The organism is Sphingobium sp. B8D3A (genome assembly GCF_025961995.1).
In the GTDB taxonomy this organism is placed as follows: domain Bacteria; phylum Pseudomonadota; class Alphaproteobacteria; order Sphingomonadales; family Sphingomonadaceae; genus Sphingobium.
Map to the genome: position 1 here is coordinate 1,285,932 of NZ_JAOQOS010000001.1, position 17,668 is coordinate 1,303,599.

A 17,668-nucleotide genomic window follows, 5' to 3' on the forward strand; every position below is an offset into this window, starting at 1 on the left:
CTTTCTACCACGGAGAGGCCAATGCCCAGCTATAAGGCGCCCGTCGCCGACACCATGTTCATCCTCAACGAGATCGTCGGGCTGGAACGTCTGACGAACAATCCCGGCTTTGCTTCGGCGACCAGCGATATCGTTCAGGCCATTCTCGAAGAGGGCGGCAAGTTTGCCAGCGAGGTGCTTAGCCCGCTCAATGCCGTAGGCGACCAGATTGGCTGCAAGCGCAATGACGATGGCACGGTGACGACGCCGCCGGGCTTTCAGGAGGCCTTCGACCAGTTCGTCGCGGGTGGCTGGACCACGCTGCATGCGCCGGAGGAATATGGCGGGCAGGGTCTGCCCATCGTGCTGGCGATCGCCGCCGAGGAATATTTCACGGCATCGAATCACGGCTTCAACATGTATCACGGCCTGACCGGCGCCGCGGTCAGCGCGATCCTCGCCAAGGGCGACGATACGCTCAAGCAGAAATATGTGCCCAACATGGTCTCCGGCCAGTGGTGCGGCACGATGAACCTGACCGAGCCACACTGCGGCACCGACCTCGGCCTCATCAAGACGCGTGCGCAGCCGCAGGATGATGGCAGCTACAAAATTACCGGCACCAAGATCTTCATCTCGGCCGGTGAGCACAGCATGGCCGAGAACATCATCCACCTCGTGCTGGCCAAGACGCCGGGCGCGCCAGCAGGCAGCAAGGGCATTTCGCTCTTTTTGGTGCCCAAAATGATGGTCAATGACGACGGCTCGCTGGGGGCGCACAATGCCGTCACATGCGGCTCCATCGAGCACAAGATGGGCATTCACGGCAATGCGACCTGCGTCATGAACTATGACGATGCGACAGGCTGGATGATCGGCGAGGAGAATAAGGGCCTCGCTGCGATGTTCATCATGATGAACCAGGCGCGGCTCGGCGTGGGCCTTCAGGGCCTCGCGCAAGGTGAGCTGGCCTATCAGCAGGCGGTCCATTATGCGATGGACCGGCGGCAGGGCCGCGCGCTGACCGGCGCTGCAGAGCCTGACAAGCCCGCCGATACGCTGTTCGTGCACCCCGATGTCCGCCGGATGCTGATGGAGTGCAAGGCGCTCACCGAGGGCCTGCGCGCGCTGGTTCTCTGGGGCGCGCTCCAGGTCGATCTCATCAAATATGCGCCGACCGAGGAAGAGCGTCAGGCGGCGGATGACATCATCTCGCTGCTCACCCCCGTCATCAAGGGCTATGGCACGGACAAGGGCTTCGATGTCGCGGTGCTGGCGCAGCAAGTGTTCGGCGGCCATGGCTACATCCGCGAATGGGGCGTGGAGCAGGCGGTGCGGGATGCGCGCATCACCATGATCTACGAAGGCACCAATGGCGTTCAGGCCATGGATCTGGTCGGCCGCAAATTGCCCGCCAATGGCGGTCGCGCGGTGCAGGCGCTGTTCAAGATGGTCGCCGAGGATGTCGCCGCCGGCAAGGCCGTGCCCGAGACGGCTGCTATTGCTGAGGCGCTGGAGAAGGCCAATCAGCAACTGCAGGCCGCGACGATGTGGCTGATGCAGAATGCCATGCAGAACCCGAACAATGCCGGCGCGGCGGCTTATGCCTATATGCACATCACCGGCATCGTCGCGACGGGCATGATGTGGCTGCGCATGGCGATGGCCGCGCAGGCGCAGCTCAATGCCGGCACGGGCAATCCCGACTATATGAAGGCCAAGTTGGTGACGGCGCGCTACTTCGCCGAGCGCATCATGCCGGAAGCCGGCGCGCTGCGTCGCAAGATCGAGGGCGGTGCCGAGGTGCTGATGGAACTGCCGCCGGAGGCGTTCCTGACGGCAGCCTGATCGGGCTTATCCTCGCGGGATCAAGAAGCGGCTTTCTCTCTCCGGAGAGGGAGCCGTTTTCACGTCGATGGCTGAGGCTCAGGGCTTTGCAGATGCCGGCGCATCAGCCCGCAGCGGCGCCTTGAACAGCGCGGCATCGCCGGGCTTGAGCGGCACCAGCTCGCCGCGCTGCATGTCGGCAACGGGGCGCGCGCCGTCCGGCAGGTTGATCCGCGAGCCTTCACCTCGTTCGTCGGCCAGCAGCTTGGGCGCGGGTGCGCTCGGCGTGCGGCGGACCATGCAGTTGACGCGCGGCACGTCGCGGAACTCGTCGCAATTGTAGAGCGTGCGCTCGATGCCGCTATCCTTCATGCGGATATAGGAGAAGGACATGGAGGCGAGGCTGGTTTCGGCGACCGGGAAGCTGCGTGGCGTCGCTTTGTCGCTCGTCCACGCCAGCAGGCGACATTGGGCGCGACCGGCGCACAGGCGCGCGGCGGCGTCGGCATAGCGGGCCGGATCGCCGCCCGGATCGAGCGTCATCACAAAGCCCGTGCCGCCGGGCTCGATGGCAGCCAGCCGACCGGGGCCGATGCGCTTGCCGATATCCGCAGCACCAAGCAACGCCGGTGCGGTGGCGTCGTCGATCAGCGAGCCGGACAAGGTGCCGGCCAGCGCGCCATCATCAGCATGGACAGGCGACAAGGCGGCAAGCTTGGCGATGGCCGGTTCGGCGGCAATGGTCAGGCTCCGTGCGAATGCCGGCGGTGTGCCCCACCAGCCCTGCCAGCGGAAGAACAGGTGCGTATCGACCGCCGCGACCTTGTCGAGCGACTTGCTCCAGTAGGGCATCACCCAGTCGGTGTGATAATGGGTGCTGTAGCCGACAGGCGCATAGACATCGCCTGCGAGCATCCGCGTGGCATTGCCCCGGGCGCGATCCCAGGCTGCCGGGGATGGGCGACGCGTCATGGCACCATCGCAAGTGAAGGTAAACTGGCAGCCGGTGGCCCGCTCCTGCCCCTGAAACACTACGCCGCACACCGTCTTGGGGAAGGCGGGGTGGCGCAGGCGGTTGAGCACGACCTGTCCCACGGCGCGCTGGCCCTTGGCGTCGTCGCCGGCTTCATAGATCATCGCGGCGGCAAGACAGTCGGTTGCCCGACCCAGTGCCATCGCGTCGCCTTTGAACGTGAAGGGGCGCGCGGCAGGATTGGGCGCGGTCGAGAATGGGATTTGTGCGTTCAGCTGCCGCGCCTGATCGGGGTGGGAGGCGTCGAGCACCAGCGGCTCGACGACGGGCACGGGGCTGTTATCCGGTGCCTTGGGCAGGGCTGTGCTCACGGCCTCGCTGCCGGACAGCGCGGTAACGCTGGTGCGATTGCCGATGGCGAGCAGCGCCAGAGCGCCGGTCAGGATCAGCCCCAGCAGGCCAGCCAGCACGAGTCGGCCCTGGCGCGAAGAGAGCGCCGGGAATGCCGATTTTCGCGCAATCAGACCGTTGGTTGCCATACGTCCTTCCGCCAAAGCCGCCATGCGCGGTCGAAGAGGGGCGGTATGTGTGCCTTTAGGCCGCGTTAGGCAAGAGCGGCACGGCCAGCCGCCCGGTCGCAGGGACGGCCGTGCCATAACGGGAAATTCCGGCCGGCAAGTCTTAACGGCTCGCCGGCACCGGATGGTCGACCCGGATCAGCCGGCCTCGGGCAGGAAGTCCGGCACCGAAAGATAGCGCTCGCCAGTGTCGTAATTGAAGCCCAGCACCTTGGCGCCGGCGGGCAGGTCCGGCAGCTTCTGGGCGATAGCGGCCAGCGTGGCGCCGGACGAGATGCCGACCAGTACGCCTTCCTCGCTGGCAGCGCGGCGGGCATAATCCTTGGCGTCAGCGGGATCGACCTGGATCACGCCGTCCAGCAGATCGGTGTGCAGATTGGCCGGGATGAAGCCGGCGCCGATGCCCTGAATCGGGTGCGGGCCGGGCGCGCCGCCGCTGATGACCGGGGAGAGCGTCGGCTCCACGGCAAAGACCTTCAGGCCCGGCCACATCGCCTTGAGCACCTGCGCGCAGCCGGTGATGTGCCCGCCCGTGCCGACGCCGGTGATCAGTGCATCCAGCGGCTCGTCGCCGAAATCGTTGAAGATTTCCTGCGCCGTCGTGCGGACATGAACATCGATATTGGCCGGATTTTCGAACTGCTGCGGCATCCACGCACCCGGCGTAGCCGCGACGATCTCCAGCGCGCGCTCGATGGCGCCCTTCATGCCCTTTTCACGCGGGGTCAGGTCGAAGCTGGCACCGTAGGCCAGCATCAGGCGGCGGCGCTCAAGGCTCATGCTCTCGGGCATGACGAGGACGAGCTTGTAGCCCTTCACGGCGGCGACCATGGCAAGACCAATGCCGGTGTTGCCCGAGGTGGGCTCGACGATGACGCCACCGGGCTTGAGGCTGCCGTCCTTTTCTGCAGCCTCGATCATGGCCAGCGCGATGCGGTCCTTGATCGATCCGCCGGGGTTGGAGCGCTCGGACTTGATCCAGACATTCGCATCGCCAAACAGGCGGTTGAAGCGGATGTGCGGCGTGCCGCCGATCGTTTCGAGAATGGACGAGACTTTCATGGGCAATCCTCCATAAGGCGATCGATCAATTAAAACTTAATTGATAGAGATTTGCAAGGGGCGGACTCTATCCTTCTTTTGCGGGAGCAGCGCCCGCGTGGGAAGGTCGGAAATGAACCTCGGGCGGATCGAACGTCCGGGCGTTCCGCAATTCAGGGAAAAGGCGCGACCACCACAAGGTGATGGCAATCGCACCGACGCCACCCGCAATCACAGCCGCGATCGGCCCGATGAGCGCGGCGAGAAAGCCCGACTCGGCATCGCCCAGCTCGTTGGAGGCGGAAATCGTCATCATCGATACGCTGGTCACGCGGCCGCGCATGTCGTCGGGCGTGTGGAGCTGGATGAGCGACTGGCGGACGAACACCGAGAACATGTCCGCACTGCCCCACGTCGCCATGGCGAACAGGGCGACGATGATCGCGGTCTGCTGCGGCATGAAGGCGGTGAGGCCGAAGACGATTGTGGCCAGCCCGAAGATGCCGACCGAGAGCATCATCTTCAGCCCGACATTGTGGCGCAGCGGTCGGAAGGAGAAGAAGAGAGCGGTCAGCCCTGCGCCGATGCCCGGCGCTGCGGCAAGATGCCCCAGGCCCTGCGAACCGATGTGAAGCACATCGCGCGCATAGACCGGGAGAAGCGCCGTGGTGCCGGCCAGCAGCACGGCAAAGAGATCGAGCGTGATGGCACCGAAGACCAGCCGGTTGGTCCGCACATAAGTGAGGCCGTCGATGATCTGGCCGATGGGATGACGGTCGCGCTGGCGGGCCGCTTGCGGGACCTTGCCTACGAAGATCATGCCAATGACCGCCACGCCAAACAGTGCGCTGCTGAACATATAGGCAAAATAGGGCTTGAAGGCATAGGCGTAGCCGGCGACGGCTGGCCCGACGATGCTGCCGGCCTGCCAGAACATGCTGCTGAACGCGATGGCGCGGGGCAGCAGGTCCTTGGGGACGATGTTCGGGCCCAAAGAGCCGAGCGCTGGCCCTTGGAAAGCGCGGGCAAAGCCGATCAGCGCGGCGAGGGCGAAGATCAGCGGCAGGCTGATCCATCCTTCATAGCTGGAAAGCGCCAAAATCCCTGCCGAGAAGAGCAGCAGCGAGAGCGTGCCCATGGCGATGCGGGTGCGCGAATAATTGTCCGCGACGAGTCCCGCAAAGGGCGTCAGCACGAAGACCATGACGAATTGGATGAGGCCGATTAGCCCCAGCTGCGCCGCCGACTGCCCGGGAGACATGGTCTGGCGCGCGATGTTGTAGGCTTCCCATGCGATGATGAGCGCCATGCCGTTCGATGCGAGAATCGTTGACAGGCGGACCATCAGATAGGCGCGGAAGGCGCCGATCTGAAAGGGATGGGTCGGTGGCTTGCGCCCGGCGGTGCCGTCAGGCTCGCGAGAAGATGGGCTGACCATGCATGTTCCTTGGCGCAAGGCTGGCGACGGCGCAACGGACCAAAACGCGCGCAGGGCAAAGATTTTCGATTGCCGCGCGCCTTCGCTTGGGCGGAACGAAAAAGGCCCGGCAGGAACCCACGCTCCGCCGGGCCGAGTTTGAGCACTGGGGCTGCCAGCGCCCTTCGGGTCGCAGCTCCGCCCTAAGAAAACAGGGTTAATGAGTCATCAGAAAATAAAGCAGCTTGTCATTTTTCCTTGGGCACCTGCGGCGTCATGAACACAATTGTGCCGCCTGAGGTACCGCACCTCAGGCGAGGCTGATGAAGCTGTCCAGAACCCGCTTGGCGCCGGCCTGCTCGAAATCGATCTCCAGCTTGTTGCCCTCGATGCCCGTCACCGTCCCATATCCGAACTTCTGGTGGAAGACGCGGGTGCCGAGGCTGACGTCGCTGCGGCCCTTGTTACCGAGGCTCACCGCGCTCTGCCGCGCTTCGACGAGGCGGGTCGGCTCACGCGAGAACTGGCTTTGCGCACGCTGCCAGCCCGGTCCGCGCCCCGAGCCGCGCGCGACATTGGCGAAGGGATCATCCCGTTCGGACCAGTTGGCGCGCCACAGGCTGGCGCCGCCGGACATGGTGTTTTCCTCGTCCACCGTCTCCTTGGGCAACTCGCCAATGAAGCGGGAGGGGATGGAACTGGTCCACTGGCCATAGACCCGCCGGTTGGCGGCGTGCAGGATCAGGCAGCGCTGGCGCGCGCGGGTGATCGCCACATAAGCCAGCCGGCGCTCTTCCTCCAGGCTGGCAAGGCCGCCCTCATCGAGCGCGCGCTGCGAGGGGAACAGGCCATCCTCCCAGCCGGCGAGGAAGACGGTGTCGAACTCCAGCCCCTTGGCGGCGTGGATGGTCATCAGCGTGACCTTGGCTTCATCGGCCTGCGCCTCATTGTCCATGACGAGGCTGACATGTTCGAGGAAGGCCCCGAGCGTCTCATATTCCTCCATGGCGCGGGTGAGTTCCTGCAGGTTCTCCAGTCGCCCGCTGGCCTCCGTCGTGCGCTCCGCCTGCAGTGCAGCGGTGTAGCCGCTTTCGTCGAGAATCTGGCGCGCGAGATCGGCGTGGTTCATCGCATTGGCGAGATCGCGCCAGCGGGCGAGATCGCCGATGAACCGCCCCAGCGAGCGCCGTGCCTGCGGTGTCAGCTCGTCCGACTCGAGAATGCGGGCGGCGGCGCTGGTGAGCGGCTCGGCCATGGCCCGGGCGAGGCGGTGGACCTTCTCGACTGCCTTGTCGCCCAGCCCGCGCTTGGGGACATTGACGATCCGCTCGAAGGCAAGATCATCCGCCGGTTGGTTGACGAGGCGCAGATAGGCGAGCGCATCGCGGATTTCGGCGCGCTCGTAGAAGCGGAAGCCGCCGACGATGCGGTAGGGCAGGCCGATCTGGATGAAGCGGTCCTCGAACTCGCGAGTCTGGAAGGAGGCGCGCACGAGGATCGCGATCTTCTCGGCGCCGACGCCCTGCCGCTCCAGCGACTCGATCTCCTCGCCGACGCGGCGGGCTTCTTCCGGCCCGTCCCACACGCCGATGACGCGCAGCTTCTCGCCATCGGCCTCCTGCGTCCACAAGGTCTTGCCGAGCCGCCCGCCATTCTGCGCGATGACGCCGGAGGCGGCGGCGAGGATATGCGGCGTCGAGCGATAATTCTGCTCCAGCCGGATGATCGCAGCGCCGGGAAAGTCGCGCTCGAAGCGCAGGATGTTGGCCACTTCCGCGCCGCGCCAGCTATAGATGCTCTGGTCATCATCGCCCACGCAGCAGATATTCTTGCGCTGCTGGGCGAGCAGCCGCAGCCAGAGATACTGGCTGGTATTGGTGTCCTGATACTCGTCCACCATGATGTAGCGGAAGCGCTGCTGATATTGCTCCAGCACCTCGCGATCGGTTTTGAAGATCGTCAGCATGTGCAGCAGCAGGTCGCCGAAATCGCAGGCGTTGAGCGCGCGCAGGCGGGCCTGATACAGCGCATAGATCGCCGCGCCCTTGCCATTGGCGAAGGCCTCACTCTCGCCCGCGTCGATTTCGCCGGGGGTGAGGCCCTTGTTCTTCCACTTGTCGATCAGCCCGGCCAGCGCGCGGGCGGTGAAGCGCTTCTCGTCGATCCCCTCGGCGACGATGATCTGCTTCATCAGGCGCAACTGGTCGTCCGTATCCAGGATAGTGAAGTTGCTCTGCAGCCCGACCAGTTCGGCATGGCGGCGCAGCATCTTGGCGCAGACTGAGTGGAAAGTACCGAGCCAGGGCATGCCCTCGACCGCCTCGCCGATCATCCGCCCCACGCGCTCGCGCATCTCGCGGGCAGCCTTGTTGGTGAAGGTGACGCACAGGATCTCTGATGGCCAGGCGCGGCGGGTCGCCACCAGATGCGCGAGGCGCGCTGTCAGCGCTGCCGTCTTGCCCGTGCCCGCGCCCGCCAGAACCAGAACCGGCCCTTCCGTGGTCAGCACAGCCTCGCGCTGCGGCGCATTGAGGCCCTGGATATAAGGCGGGTCGGCAGGAGAGGGGGCTGGCAAAGGATCGGTCACAGGCGAACAACTAGGGAACGGGTGGGGCTGGGGCAAGGGCCTTGGCGTGCGTTCCGACCGCTTCATCCCGATTACGCCCCCGGCGGTCTGCGGCGGATGGTTCGACCGGAACGGCTGTCCCGCTGCGGGATTTCCATCCCACAAGAACGATCACTCATAGGAGGATGCGATCATGCGCTTCTCAACCATTCTCGCCTGCGGTGCCGCTTCGGCACTGGCCTTCGCTGCCCACGCACAAAACATGCCGCCTCCGGGTGGAGCGCCAGCCGGCCCGCCGTCCGCGACCGCGCCGATGCCGGGCGACACAGCCGGGCCGATGCCGGGCGGGACGGACACCATGCCCCCGCCGACTGGTAACCCCATGCCCGGCGATGGCATGAACCCGCCGCCGCCGCCGCCGCCGGCTCCCCCGCCGCCCCCTGCACCCGGCGGCACGATGACGCCGCCGCCTCCGCCCCCCGGTGGTGGTCAGGTTGAGATGATGCCGCAGCGGCCCGTGGAGCAGACCGCTCCGCAGCCCCCGGCAGAATATCCGGTCTGCTCGCGCACCGTGAAGGACGGGTGCAAGAACCCCGGCGGGCAGTAATCAACTGAGCTTCTGCTGAGGTCGGCGTCCGTCTAGGTTGCCGGCCTCAGCAGGACCAATTTGGCCTTGCCGACCACGCGCTCGGCATCGCAATCGAAGCCTTTGACCGCGATCTCTTCCCGCTTTTCGGTCTCGATGCTCACCCAGGTGCTGGGACCGACCCAGCCGAGCCGGGCAAGCTTGTCCAGAGCGACGGCACCCGCGCCGGTGCCATAAGGCGGGTCCATGAAAATCACATCCAGCGGCGCCGACGTGGCGCCAAGCGCGAGAACATCGTTCTGGCGGATGTCGGGGCGCGCAAGTCCGAGCTTTTCGGCATTTTTGCGCAAGGCTGTGATCGCAGCCCGATCGCGCTCGACGAACAGGCATGTCCCTGCCCCGCGCGAGAGTGCCTCGAGGCCCAGTGCGCCGGAGCCGGCAAAGAAATCGCCCACCGCAAGCCCTTCGAATGAGCCCAGCCGGCTGGTGAGCATCGAAAACAGTGTCTCGCGTGTGCGATCCGCTGTCGGGCGCGTTTCCTCGCCGACTGGCGCCACCAGCGGGCGGCCCCGCCATTGTCCTGAAATGATCCTCATTTGAGCGTCTTGCGGAACTTGATGAGATCGACCTGGCGCACCTCGGCCACTTCAGCAGGCGCTGAATCGCCCAGCACGAACGGACCGTAGCGGGTCCGGATCAGCCGGCTGACCTTGAGGCCGAGATGTTCGAGCACGCGCCGCACTTCGCGGTTCTTGCCTTCGGTCAGGGTCATTTCGATCCATTGATTGCGCCCGGTCCGCCGCTCCAGATTGGCGTCGATGCGACCATAGCGCATCCCCTCGATCTCGACGCCCTCGATCAGCTCTTCAAGTTGCGCCTGACTGATCTCCCCGAACGCGCGCGCGCGATAGGTGCGCTCGACACCGGTGGAAGGCAGTTCCAACTGCCGCTTCAGCTCGCCATCGGTGGTGAGCAGCAGCAGGCCTTCAGTGTTGAGATCGAGCCGGCCGACCGGCATTACGCGCGGCAAGTCGGCGGGCAGGCGATCATAAATGGTCGGGCGCCCGGCGGGGTCTTTGGCGGTGGTGAGCAGGCCGGCCGGTTTGTGGAACAGGAACATACGGGCCGGTGCGGGTTCTTTCACCGCCACACCATCCACCGTCACGCCGCGCAGAGACTTGAGCAGCGTTGCGGGCGTTTCCACCAGCGTGCCGTTCAGCGCCACGCGCCCTTCTGCGATCATCCGCTCGACATCCCGGCGGGAGGCGACGCCCGCGCGGGCCATCAGCTTGGCGATGCGCTCGCCCTCTCGCGCGGTGCCATCATCGGCGGCCTGGCGCACTTGCGGCGTGACGCGGCCTGCGCCCCGGCGCGCTCTGGGCGGCTGGACTCGACGATCGGTAGCACCGGCTACAGGGCGCTGGGGACGGCGAGGTCCGGAAGGTCCACGAGTGTTCGACAAAATCTGTGTCCGTTTTTGGGGCGGCTGTGTCATCGCTGCACTGGCGAATCGCAGCCGCGCGACCTAGCGTTTTTGTGCGCCGGGATCGATCCGTTTTCGGTCTGCGGTTTGGCGCAACGGGAATGAGGCGGCAATGTTTTTCTCGAAGGAGACGCAGCGAATACGCCGCATCCTGATTGTCGAGGATGAGCCGCTGCTCGCGTTCGATGAAGAACACACCCTCCAGACGGCCGGCTATGAGGTGGTCGCGACAGTCGATCGCTTCCGGGAAGCGACGGCGATCATCCTCGAACAGGGCGCGGTCGATCTGGTTGTCACCGACGTGCGGCTTGCCGGTGTTCGCTCGGGCGTCGAGCTGGCCCGCCATGCCCGCGAACTCGGCATCGCCGTGTTGTTCGCCACGGCCACCTGCCCGGAGGAAGCGCGCGATCAGGACATTGCGCTCGGGTGCCTCTCCAAGCCGTTTCTGCCGCGCGACCTCATCCGTGCCATTGGCGTGTGCGAGCGGGTGATTGGCGGGCGCTCGCCTGGCCGGCTGCCGGCGGGGCTGAAGCTCTTCAAGCGCAACTGAGGGCTGCGCTGAGGCGCGCCGGCAAAAACGATGCTTTGAATTCCGGCATAGCGCTCTAAGACTGCGGGTTCAGGCCCAAGCAGTCGGAGTGTGCATGTCGCAGACCCTCATATTCGCCGTGATTGTCGGTGCAGTCGTGGCGAGCGGCTTTTTCGTTCCAAGCTTTCGTCCCTATTTGCGGCCCATGCCGTTCGTCGCGTTTCTGCTCGGCATATCGAGCGGCTTTCCGCTGACGCTGCTGCTTGCGACCATGACCTTCTGGCTCTCCAAGGTCGGCATCGACAAGTCCACGATCGGCTTCGCTATCGGCCTGACGACCCCCTACACGCTCAAATTCCTGTGGGCGCCTCTTGTCGACAAGGTGCCGCTGCCTGTGCTCACCCGCTTGTTCGGGCAGCGGCGCGCATGGCTGTTCTTCATTCAGGCGCTGCTGTTTGGCGCGATCTGGCAACTGGGCGCCAGCGATCCGGCGACCGATCTGGCGCGCTTTGCGCTCTGGGCCATCGCCGTCGCCTTCCTCTCGGCCACGCAGGATATCGTGATCGATGCCTATCGCATCGAAATCCTGAGCGAGCAGGAACTGCCGCACGGTACGGCGATGAACCAGTTCGGCTATCGCACCGGCAATCTGCTGGCCGGCGCGGGGACGATCTTCCTCGCTTCCACGGAAGGCGCCGGGCTGGGTTGGGCCGTCGCCTATGGCATCACCGCCTTCTGCGTGCTCCCGGCTGCCATTGGCGCGCTGCTGGCGGGGCCGGGGCGCTATGTGGAGCACCGCGCGGTCCGCGAAGGGCTGGCGATGGGCGACTGGCTCAAGGAGACCATCGTCAATCCATTCCGCGAGTTCCTCTCCCGCCACGGCGCCTTCCTCGTCCTGGGTTTCGTGCTGATCTACAAGATTGGCGATGCCATGGGGCAGGTGATGCTGGCGCCGATGATCGTCGAGCTGGGCTTTACCGACACCGAATATGTCACCGTCAACAAGTTCGTCGGCTTTGCCGCGCTGATTGCCGGGTCGGCGCTGGGTGCGCCATTCATCGCCCGGCTGGGCATGGGGCGCGCTTTGTTCGTCTCGGGCGCGATGATGATGCTCTCCAACCTGCTGTTCTGCGCGCTGGCCGTGGCCGGACATTCGACGCCGATGCTCGCGCTGGCGGTTGGGACGGAGAATTTCACCAGCGGCATCGGCCTGACGGTGTTTGTGACCTATCTGTCCGGCCTGTCGAGCCTCGCCTATACCGCCACCCAATTTGCCCTGCTGTCATCCTTCGCCGCAGTCGGCCGAACATGGCTCTCAACGCCTTCGGGCTATCTCGCCGAGGGGCTGGGCTGGGTCGGTTTCTGGGCATTCACCGTCGTGGCCGCGATCCCCGGCATGATCCTACTCTGGATCATGTGGACGAAAGGCTTCGTGGTGGAGTCCGTGCGACAGCCCAGCACGCAGGACGATTAGCGCCGCGCCTCAGACCGGCGGCTGATTGTTGGCGATCAGCACCTGCCCGGCCAGATAGAGCGTGCCCGCCATCAGCACCGTGCGTCGCGGCCCGGCGGCGACATCCGTCAGCGCCTCCTGGATCGTGGTGAAGCTGCGGTGCGGTACTTCCCATGCGCGGGCGACCTGCGCGAAGACCTCCGGTCCGTGATGCTCATGGCCGGGCACCGGCAGCGAGCGGATCGAGCGGATCAAGGGGCGGAGCGGCTTGAGGAAGCCGGCGACGTCCTTGTTCGAGAGCATGCCGATAATCAGGTCGATGCCCTCATCGGCCAGATGGCTTTCCGTCAGCGCGTCGGCCAGCGCCTTGCCGGCATCGGGATTATGCCCGCCATCGAGCATCAGCGTCCGCCCGGGCAGCATCGCGTTGAGCGGGCCACCTTCCAGACGCTGCATGCGCGCGGGCCAGTGCGCCCAGAGCGGCGCGGCGCGCAGCGCAGCCTCGGGGAGCGGCACGGCCTGCTGGTGACGGAGCATCGCAATGGCGAGGCCCATATTGGAAATCTGATGGGCACCGTGGAGGCGCGGCATCGGCAATTCGATGCGTCCCGCTTCGTCGCGATAGTGCAATTGGCCCTGATATTCGGCGATGTCCCAGCTCCGCCCGCGCGGCAGATGCGCGGCACCGGCCTTGTCGGCCACGCGCGCGATCGTGGCGTTCATCGCCGGGCGATAATGCTGGGTGACCAATGGCGCCCCGGCCTTGGCGATGCCGGCCTTCTCAAAGGCGATGCGGCTCAGCGGGTCTTCCGGCACGTCATGGTCCGGCGCGAGCAGGAAGCTCTCATGATCGATCGCCAGCGAGGCGATACCGCAGGCGACCGGCGCGTGAATGACGTTCGTTGCGTCCAGCCGTCCACCTAAGCCCACCTCGATCACGCAGGCATCCGCCGGCACCGTCGCGAACAGCATGAAGGCTGCGGCGGTGGTGATCTCGAAGAAGCTGGCGTTCAGATCGCCGCCGATGTCGAGCACTTGCTCCAACGCGCGGGCCAGCGTGTCATCGTCGATCAACGTGCCGGCAAGGCGAATGCGCTCGTTGAACCGCACCAGATGGGGAGAAGTGAAGACATGGACGCTCTTGCCGTCGGCTTCCAGCGCCGCGCGCAGATAGGCGCAGGTCGATCCCTTGCCGTTGGTGCCGGCGACATGGAAGACCGGCGGCATCTCCAGATGCGGGTTGCCCAGCCGGCGGACGAGTTCGCTGATGCGCTCCAGCCCCATCACGTCGCGGCCGGGAGAAAGCGCCATCAGGCGATCGAGTTGTGCCTGCACAGCAGGGTGGTCGGAAACGGCGTGGTCAGCCATCGCAAGGCCTCTGGGTCAGGTGCCGCCGGCCTGCTTGCCGGGAGACTCGCCCTGCTGCGCAAGTCGGCAAGTCCTCAGACAGGCGGGGACGGGACAGAAATCGGTGGTTTTATGCCGCTTGCTTCGTCGTCAGATAGCCGATCGTCTTGGCCAGCGTCGCCTTCATTTCCTTGCGATGCGTCACCATGTCAATCATGCCGTGCGCGAGCAGATATTCGGCCCGCTGGAAGCCCTCGGGCAGCTTCTCGCGGATGGTGTTCTCGATCACGCGGGCACCGGCGAAGGCGATCAGCGCATTGGGCTCGGCAATCTGCACGTCACCCAGCATCGCATAGCTGGCAGTCACGCCCCCTGTGGTCGGATCGGTCAGCACCACGATGTAGGGCAGGCCAGCCGCGCGCAATTGCTGCACGGCGACGGTGGCACGGGGCATCTGCATCAGCGAAAGGATGCCCTCCTGCATCCGCGCGCCACCAGCGGCGGCAAAGATCACATAAGGGCAGGACTGGCGCACGGCTTCCTGCACGCCCGCGACGAAGGCCGCGCCAACCGCCGTGCCCATCGAGCCGCCCATGAAGGCGAAGTTCTGCACGCCGACAACGGCAGGCTGGCCATCGATCCGGCCGGAGGCATTGATCAGCGCATCCTGGTCGCCGGTCTGCGCGCGAGCGGCTTTGAGACGATCGATGTAGCGCTTGGAATCGCGGAACTTGAGCGGGTCTTCCTTGACCACCGGTGCGGGCAGGATGTGCATCGTGCCCTCATCGAAGATGTGCGCGAACCGGGTGTGCGGGCCGATCCGGCCATGATGGTCGCAGCGCGGGCAGACCGAGAGATTCTCGTCCCATTCTTTCTGGAAGATCATCTGACCGCAACTTGTGCATTTGTGCCAGAGATTGTCCGGTGTCTCGGCCTTCTTGGCGATGAAGGGCAGGGCATTGCGAACGCGGTTCAGCCAGCTCATGCGGCTTTCTCCTTCTGATTGAGCGCGGCGCGCAGGGTCGCCACGAAGTCGCGGACCGGGCCAGCGGCCTGGGCGCCATGCTTGCCGACCAGCTCGACGATGGCCGAGCCGACGACGACCCCTTCAGCCACCACGCCGATGGCGGCGGCCTGCTCGGGCGTGCGCACGCCGAAGCCCACGGCGACGGGCAGGTCGGTGGCGGCCTTGAGCTTTGCGACGGCGGACTCGATGCTGGTCTGCGCGGCCTGCTGCAAGCCGGTGATGCCGGCGACGGATACATAATAAAGGAAGCCCGAGGCGCCCTCCAGCACGGCCGGCAGGCGCGCGGCATCCGTGGTTGGTGTGGCGAGGCGGATCAGCGAGACGCCAGCGCCGCGCAGCGCCGGGCCAAGCTCGGCATCTTCCTCGGGCGGAATGTCGACGCAAATCACGCCGTCGACACCCGCCTTGGCACATTCGGCGGCGAACCAGTCGGCGCCGCGTACGGTCATCGGGTTGGCATAGCCCATCAGCACCAGCGGCGTCTCCGGATGGCGGGCGCGGAAGGCGGCGGCGATCTCGAAGATCTTCGCCGTGCTGATCCCCGCCCCCAGCGCGCGCAGATTGGCGGACTGAATGGCCTGCCCGTCGGCCATGGGATCAGTGAACGGCATCCCCAGCTCGATCACATCCGCGCCGCCCGCGACCAATGCATCGAGCACAGAGGCCGTGTCAGCAGGCGTCGGATCGCCGCCGGTGACGAAGGTGACGAGTGCGGCGCGCCCTTCTGAGCGGGTGCGGGCGAAGGTGGAGGTGAGGCGGTTCATATCTTCGCTCCCAGCGCCTGGGCGACGGTGAAGATGTCCTTGTCGCCGCGGCCGGAGACGTTGACGACGATCAGCTTGTCCTGCGGCATCGCCGTGGCTTCCGCCTCCAGCGCCGCGAGCGCGTGGGCGCTTTCGAGAGCGGGAATGATGCCTTCCTGCTGCGAGCAGAGCTGGAACGCGTCGAGTGCGGCCACATCCGTTACCGGCACATAGCGCACGCGGCCGCTCTCATGCAGCCAGCTGTGCTCGGGGCCGATGCCGGGATAATCGAGGCCCGCCGAGATCGAATGCGCCTCGGTGATCTGGCCGTCCTCGTCCTGCAGCAAATAGGTCTTGTTGCCGTGGAGGATGCCGGGCTTGCCGCCGGTGAGGCTGGCCGCGTGCTTGTCCGTATCGATGCCGTGGCCCGCTGCCTCGGTGCCGACCATCGCCACATCGGGATCGTCGAGGAATGGGTGGAACATCCCAATGGCGTTGGAGCCACCACCGACGGCCGCGATCAGCAGATCGGGCAGGCGCCCTTCGGCAGCCAGCATCTGCTCGCGGGTTTCCCTGCCGATCACGCTCTGAAAGTCGCGCACCAGCTCTGGATAGGGGTGCGGACCTGCGGCGGTGCCAATGATGTAGAAGGTGTTCTCCACCGTCGCCACCCAGTCACGCAGCGCTTCATTCATTGCATCCTTGAGGCTTTGCGATCCGCTGGTGACGGGGCGCACTTCGGCGCCGAGCAGCTTCATGCGGAAGACGTTGGGCTGCTGCCGCTCGATGTCCTTGGCGCCCATGAAGATGGTGCACGGCAGGCCAAAGCGGGCACAAACGGTCGCCGTCGCCACGCCATGCTGGCCTGCGCCGGTCTCGGCAATGATCCGGGTCTTGCCCATGCGGATGGCGAGCAGGATCTGGCCGATGCAATTGTTGATCTTGTGCGCGCCGGTGTGATTGAGCTCCTCGCGCTTGAAATAGATCTTGGCGCCGAAACCGGGCTTGGCGCGCTCGCGATAATAAGCGGTCAGCCGTTCCGCGAAGTAGAGCGGCGAGGGGCGGCCGACATAATGCGTCATCAGGCCATTGAACTCGGCTTCGAAAGCCGGATCTTCCTTGGCAGCGCGATACTCGCGCTCGAGGTCGAGGATGAGCGGCATCAGCGTCTCGGCCACATAACGGCCGCCGAATTGGCCGAAATGTCCGCGCTCGTCGGGCAGGGCGCGCAAGGAATTGGGGCGGGAATTGGGGAGGGTGGTTGCAGCAGTCACTGTGCGTCTCTCTTGGTCACTGGGGTCGGGTCGCGTCGAAAGGGTCGAGCGATCAGCGCCATCGTGTCCCGATGCATCTGGCTATGGCAGGCAGTGTCATCATTCCCAACCGCTTTGCAGAAGGTCGCCGCCTTGTCCACCGCATTGACGCATTCGGCGGCTGGCCTTTGGGGCAGTCCGGCGAGCGGCGCGCGCTTTGCCCTCCGTCCTGATCCATCAGGCCGGCGGGGAGGGCACGAGGATCAGGGTTCGCTCCTCCACACGCCAGGAGGCCAGTTGTGAGAGAAAGTTCATGCCGAGCACGTCCATGTCACCCAGCGCGGGGGATATCACGACCTTGAGATTTTGGGCGGTTAGCGGGCCGATCGCGAGGCGCTCGACGGTGCCCGTTTCCGCCTGCACCGTCCCGTTCGCTGTCTGGAGCACGACCGGCAGCAGGCTGGCCCCGCGCGGCACGCCTGCCAGGTCCGCCGTCCGCGTGGACAGCGCCGTGACGGTGGCGCCGCTATCGATGAGCATCCGCCTGTCGATGCCATTGATTTGCGCCGTCGCCCAGAAATGGCCGTCGGGCGACATCCGGATGCGCACCTCGTCGCCCACGACTTGCTGAGAGTCGACGCCGAGCCGGCTGCTGAAGCGGGACAGGGACGGGTCGAATGGCGCCTGCTGAAACAGCACGAACAGGGCAAATGCCAGCAAGGCGAACGAAAACAGGGCGCGCAGAGCCCGTCCCACATAGGGGATTTTGAAGATCAGAATGAGGATCAGCGCCGCACCGCCCGCATAAAGCGCGAGGTGAAGCCATTCGGGGTTGGTCGTCATTGACATGAAAGCTCAACCGCAAT

The 17,668-nt window shown here is 65.5% G+C and carries 15 protein-coding genes; 4 read left to right on the top strand and 11 right to left on the bottom strand.

From position 1 onward, the window contains the following. Positions 1-21 precede the first annotated feature (21 nt). Positions 22-1,827: an acyl-CoA dehydrogenase C-terminal domain-containing protein gene (locus tag M2342_RS05930; protein ID WP_264570934.1), complete on the top strand. Its 1,806-nt coding sequence runs from the start codon at positions 22-24 to the stop codon at positions 1,825-1,827. A 78-nt stretch (positions 1,828-1,905) separates the two neighbouring features. On the opposite strand, the gene M2342_RS05935 is transcribed toward M2342_RS05930, so the two are convergent. The 4 genes from M2342_RS05935 to M2342_RS05950 form a co-directional block, all read right to left on the bottom strand. Further along, complete coding sequence (locus tag M2342_RS05935; protein WP_264578412.1) at positions 1,906-3,318, bottom strand: cell wall hydrolase; 1,413 nt, start codon at positions 3,316-3,318, stop codon at positions 1,906-1,908. A 177-nt stretch (positions 3,319-3,495) separates the two neighbouring features. Then, positions 3,496-4,419 carry a cysteine synthase A gene (gene cysK / locus M2342_RS05940; RefSeq protein WP_264578413.1) on the bottom strand — a complete coding sequence of 308 codons (924 nt, stop codon included), beginning with the start codon at positions 4,417-4,419 and terminating at the stop codon, positions 3,496-3,498. A gap of 67 nt (positions 4,420-4,486) precedes the next feature. Further along, the gene (locus M2342_RS05945; protein WP_264578414.1) at positions 4,487-5,836 is read right to left on the bottom strand and encodes an MFS transporter; all 1,350 of its coding nucleotides are present in this window, start codon (positions 5,834-5,836) and stop codon (positions 4,487-4,489) included. A 289-nt stretch (positions 5,837-6,125) separates the two neighbouring features. Continuing rightward, complete coding sequence (locus M2342_RS05950) at positions 6,126-8,468, bottom strand: ATP-dependent helicase (RefSeq protein WP_264578415.1); 2,343 nt, start codon at positions 8,466-8,468, stop codon at positions 6,126-6,128. A gap of 106 nt (positions 8,469-8,574) precedes the next feature. Here M2342_RS05950 and M2342_RS05955 point away from each other — a divergent pair, with 106 nt between their 5' ends. Next, positions 8,575-8,988: a hypothetical protein gene (locus M2342_RS05955; RefSeq protein WP_264578416.1), complete on the top strand. Its 414-nt coding sequence runs from the start codon at positions 8,575-8,577 to the stop codon at positions 8,986-8,988. A gap of 32 nt (positions 8,989-9,020) precedes the next feature. Here the strand turns inward: M2342_RS05955 and rsmD are convergent, their stop codons facing one another. Continuing rightward, positions 9,021-9,563: a 16S rRNA (guanine(966)-N(2))-methyltransferase RsmD gene (rsmD, locus tag M2342_RS05960; protein ID WP_264578417.1), complete on the bottom strand. Its 543-nt coding sequence runs from the start codon at positions 9,561-9,563 to the stop codon at positions 9,021-9,023. Beyond that, the gene (locus tag M2342_RS05965) at positions 9,560-10,462 is read right to left on the bottom strand and encodes a pseudouridine synthase (protein WP_264578418.1); all 903 of its coding nucleotides are present in this window, start codon (positions 10,460-10,462) and stop codon (positions 9,560-9,562) included. Before M2342_RS05965 ends, rsmD begins: the two co-directional genes overlap by 4 nt. 100 nt (positions 10,463-10,562) lie before the next feature. Between M2342_RS05965 and M2342_RS05970 the strand changes: the two genes are divergently transcribed. Further along, complete coding sequence (locus tag M2342_RS05970; protein ID WP_181560256.1) at positions 10,563-11,000, top strand: response regulator; 438 nt, start codon at positions 10,563-10,565, stop codon at positions 10,998-11,000. Between the two features lie 94 nt (positions 11,001-11,094). Then, positions 11,095-12,453 carry an AmpG family muropeptide MFS transporter gene (locus M2342_RS05975; protein WP_264570926.1) on the top strand — a complete coding sequence of 453 codons (1,359 nt, stop codon included), beginning with the start codon at positions 11,095-11,097 and terminating at the stop codon, positions 12,451-12,453. A 9-nt stretch (positions 12,454-12,462) separates the two neighbouring features. Here M2342_RS05975 and M2342_RS05980 read toward each other — a convergent pair whose 3' ends face one another. From M2342_RS05980 to M2342_RS06000, 5 genes are all read right to left on the bottom strand, one after another. Continuing rightward, positions 12,463-13,800 (bottom strand): bifunctional folylpolyglutamate synthase/dihydrofolate synthase, encoded by a 1,338-nt coding sequence (locus M2342_RS05980; protein WP_264578419.1) that lies wholly within the window; start codon positions 13,798-13,800, stop codon positions 12,463-12,465. A gap of 109 nt (positions 13,801-13,909) precedes the next feature. Beyond that, positions 13,910-14,764 carry an acetyl-CoA carboxylase, carboxyltransferase subunit beta gene (gene accD, locus M2342_RS05985; RefSeq protein WP_264578420.1) on the bottom strand — a complete coding sequence of 285 codons (855 nt, stop codon included), beginning with the start codon at positions 14,762-14,764 and terminating at the stop codon, positions 13,910-13,912. After that, positions 14,761-15,570 carry a tryptophan synthase subunit alpha gene (trpA, locus tag M2342_RS05990; RefSeq protein WP_264578421.1) on the bottom strand — a complete coding sequence of 270 codons (810 nt, stop codon included), beginning with the start codon at positions 15,568-15,570 and terminating at the stop codon, positions 14,761-14,763. The genes accD and trpA overlap by 4 nt, the downstream gene beginning before the upstream one ends. Continuing rightward, a complete protein-coding gene (gene trpB, locus M2342_RS05995) occupies positions 15,567-16,823 on the bottom strand; it encodes a tryptophan synthase subunit beta (protein ID WP_264573316.1) in 1,257 nt (418 codons plus the stop codon). The genes trpA and trpB overlap by 4 nt, the downstream gene beginning before the upstream one ends. A 216-nt stretch (positions 16,824-17,039) precedes the next feature. After that, positions 17,040-17,645, bottom strand: coding sequence for a TIGR02281 family clan AA aspartic protease (locus tag M2342_RS06000; RefSeq protein ID WP_264578422.1), 606 nt, complete (start codon positions 17,643-17,645; stop codon positions 17,040-17,042). Between the last annotated feature and the right edge of the window lie 23 nt (positions 17,646-17,668).

What these genes read in the sequence shown, in the direction of transcription:
- M2342_RS05930 (WP_264570934.1), top strand. Translation starts at nt 22, where the DNA reads ATGCCCAGCTATAAGGCGCCCGTCGCCGACACCATGTTCATCCTCAAC.
- M2342_RS05935 (WP_264578412.1), bottom strand. Translation starts at nt 3,318, where the DNA reads ATGGCAACCAACGGTCTGATTGCGCGAAAATCGGCATTCCCGGCGCTC.
- cysK (WP_264578413.1), bottom strand. Translation starts at nt 4,419, where the DNA reads ATGAAAGTCTCGTCCATTCTCGAAACGATCGGCGGCACGCCGCACATC.
- M2342_RS05945 (WP_264578414.1), bottom strand. Translation starts at nt 5,836, where the DNA reads ATGGTCAGCCCATCTTCTCGCGAGCCTGACGGCACCGCCGGGCGCAAG.
- M2342_RS05950 (WP_264578415.1), bottom strand. Translation starts at nt 8,468, where the DNA reads ATGAAGCGGTCGGAACGCACGCCAAGGCCCTTGCCCCAGCCCCACCCG.
- M2342_RS05955 (WP_264578416.1), top strand. Translation starts at nt 8,575, where the DNA reads ATGCGCTTCTCAACCATTCTCGCCTGCGGTGCCGCTTCGGCACTGGCC.
- rsmD (WP_264578417.1), bottom strand. Translation starts at nt 9,563, where the DNA reads ATGAGGATCATTTCAGGACAATGGCGGGGCCGCCCGCTGGTGGCGCCA.
- M2342_RS05965 (WP_264578418.1), bottom strand. Translation starts at nt 10,462, where the DNA reads ATGACACAGCCGCCCCAAAAACGGACACAGATTTTGTCGAACACTCGT.
- M2342_RS05970 (WP_181560256.1), top strand. Translation starts at nt 10,563, where the DNA reads ATGTTTTTCTCGAAGGAGACGCAGCGAATACGCCGCATCCTGATTGTC.
- M2342_RS05975 (WP_264570926.1), top strand. Translation starts at nt 11,095, where the DNA reads ATGTCGCAGACCCTCATATTCGCCGTGATTGTCGGTGCAGTCGTGGCG.
- M2342_RS05980 (WP_264578419.1), bottom strand. Translation starts at nt 13,800, where the DNA reads ATGGCTGACCACGCCGTTTCCGACCACCCTGCTGTGCAGGCACAACTC.
- accD (WP_264578420.1), bottom strand. Translation starts at nt 14,764, where the DNA reads ATGAGCTGGCTGAACCGCGTTCGCAATGCCCTGCCCTTCATCGCCAAG.
- trpA (WP_264578421.1), bottom strand. Translation starts at nt 15,570, where the DNA reads ATGAACCGCCTCACCTCCACCTTCGCCCGCACCCGCTCAGAAGGGCGC.
- M2342_RS06000 (WP_264578422.1), bottom strand. Translation starts at nt 17,645, where the DNA reads ATGACGACCAACCCCGAATGGCTTCACCTCGCGCTTTATGCGGGCGGT.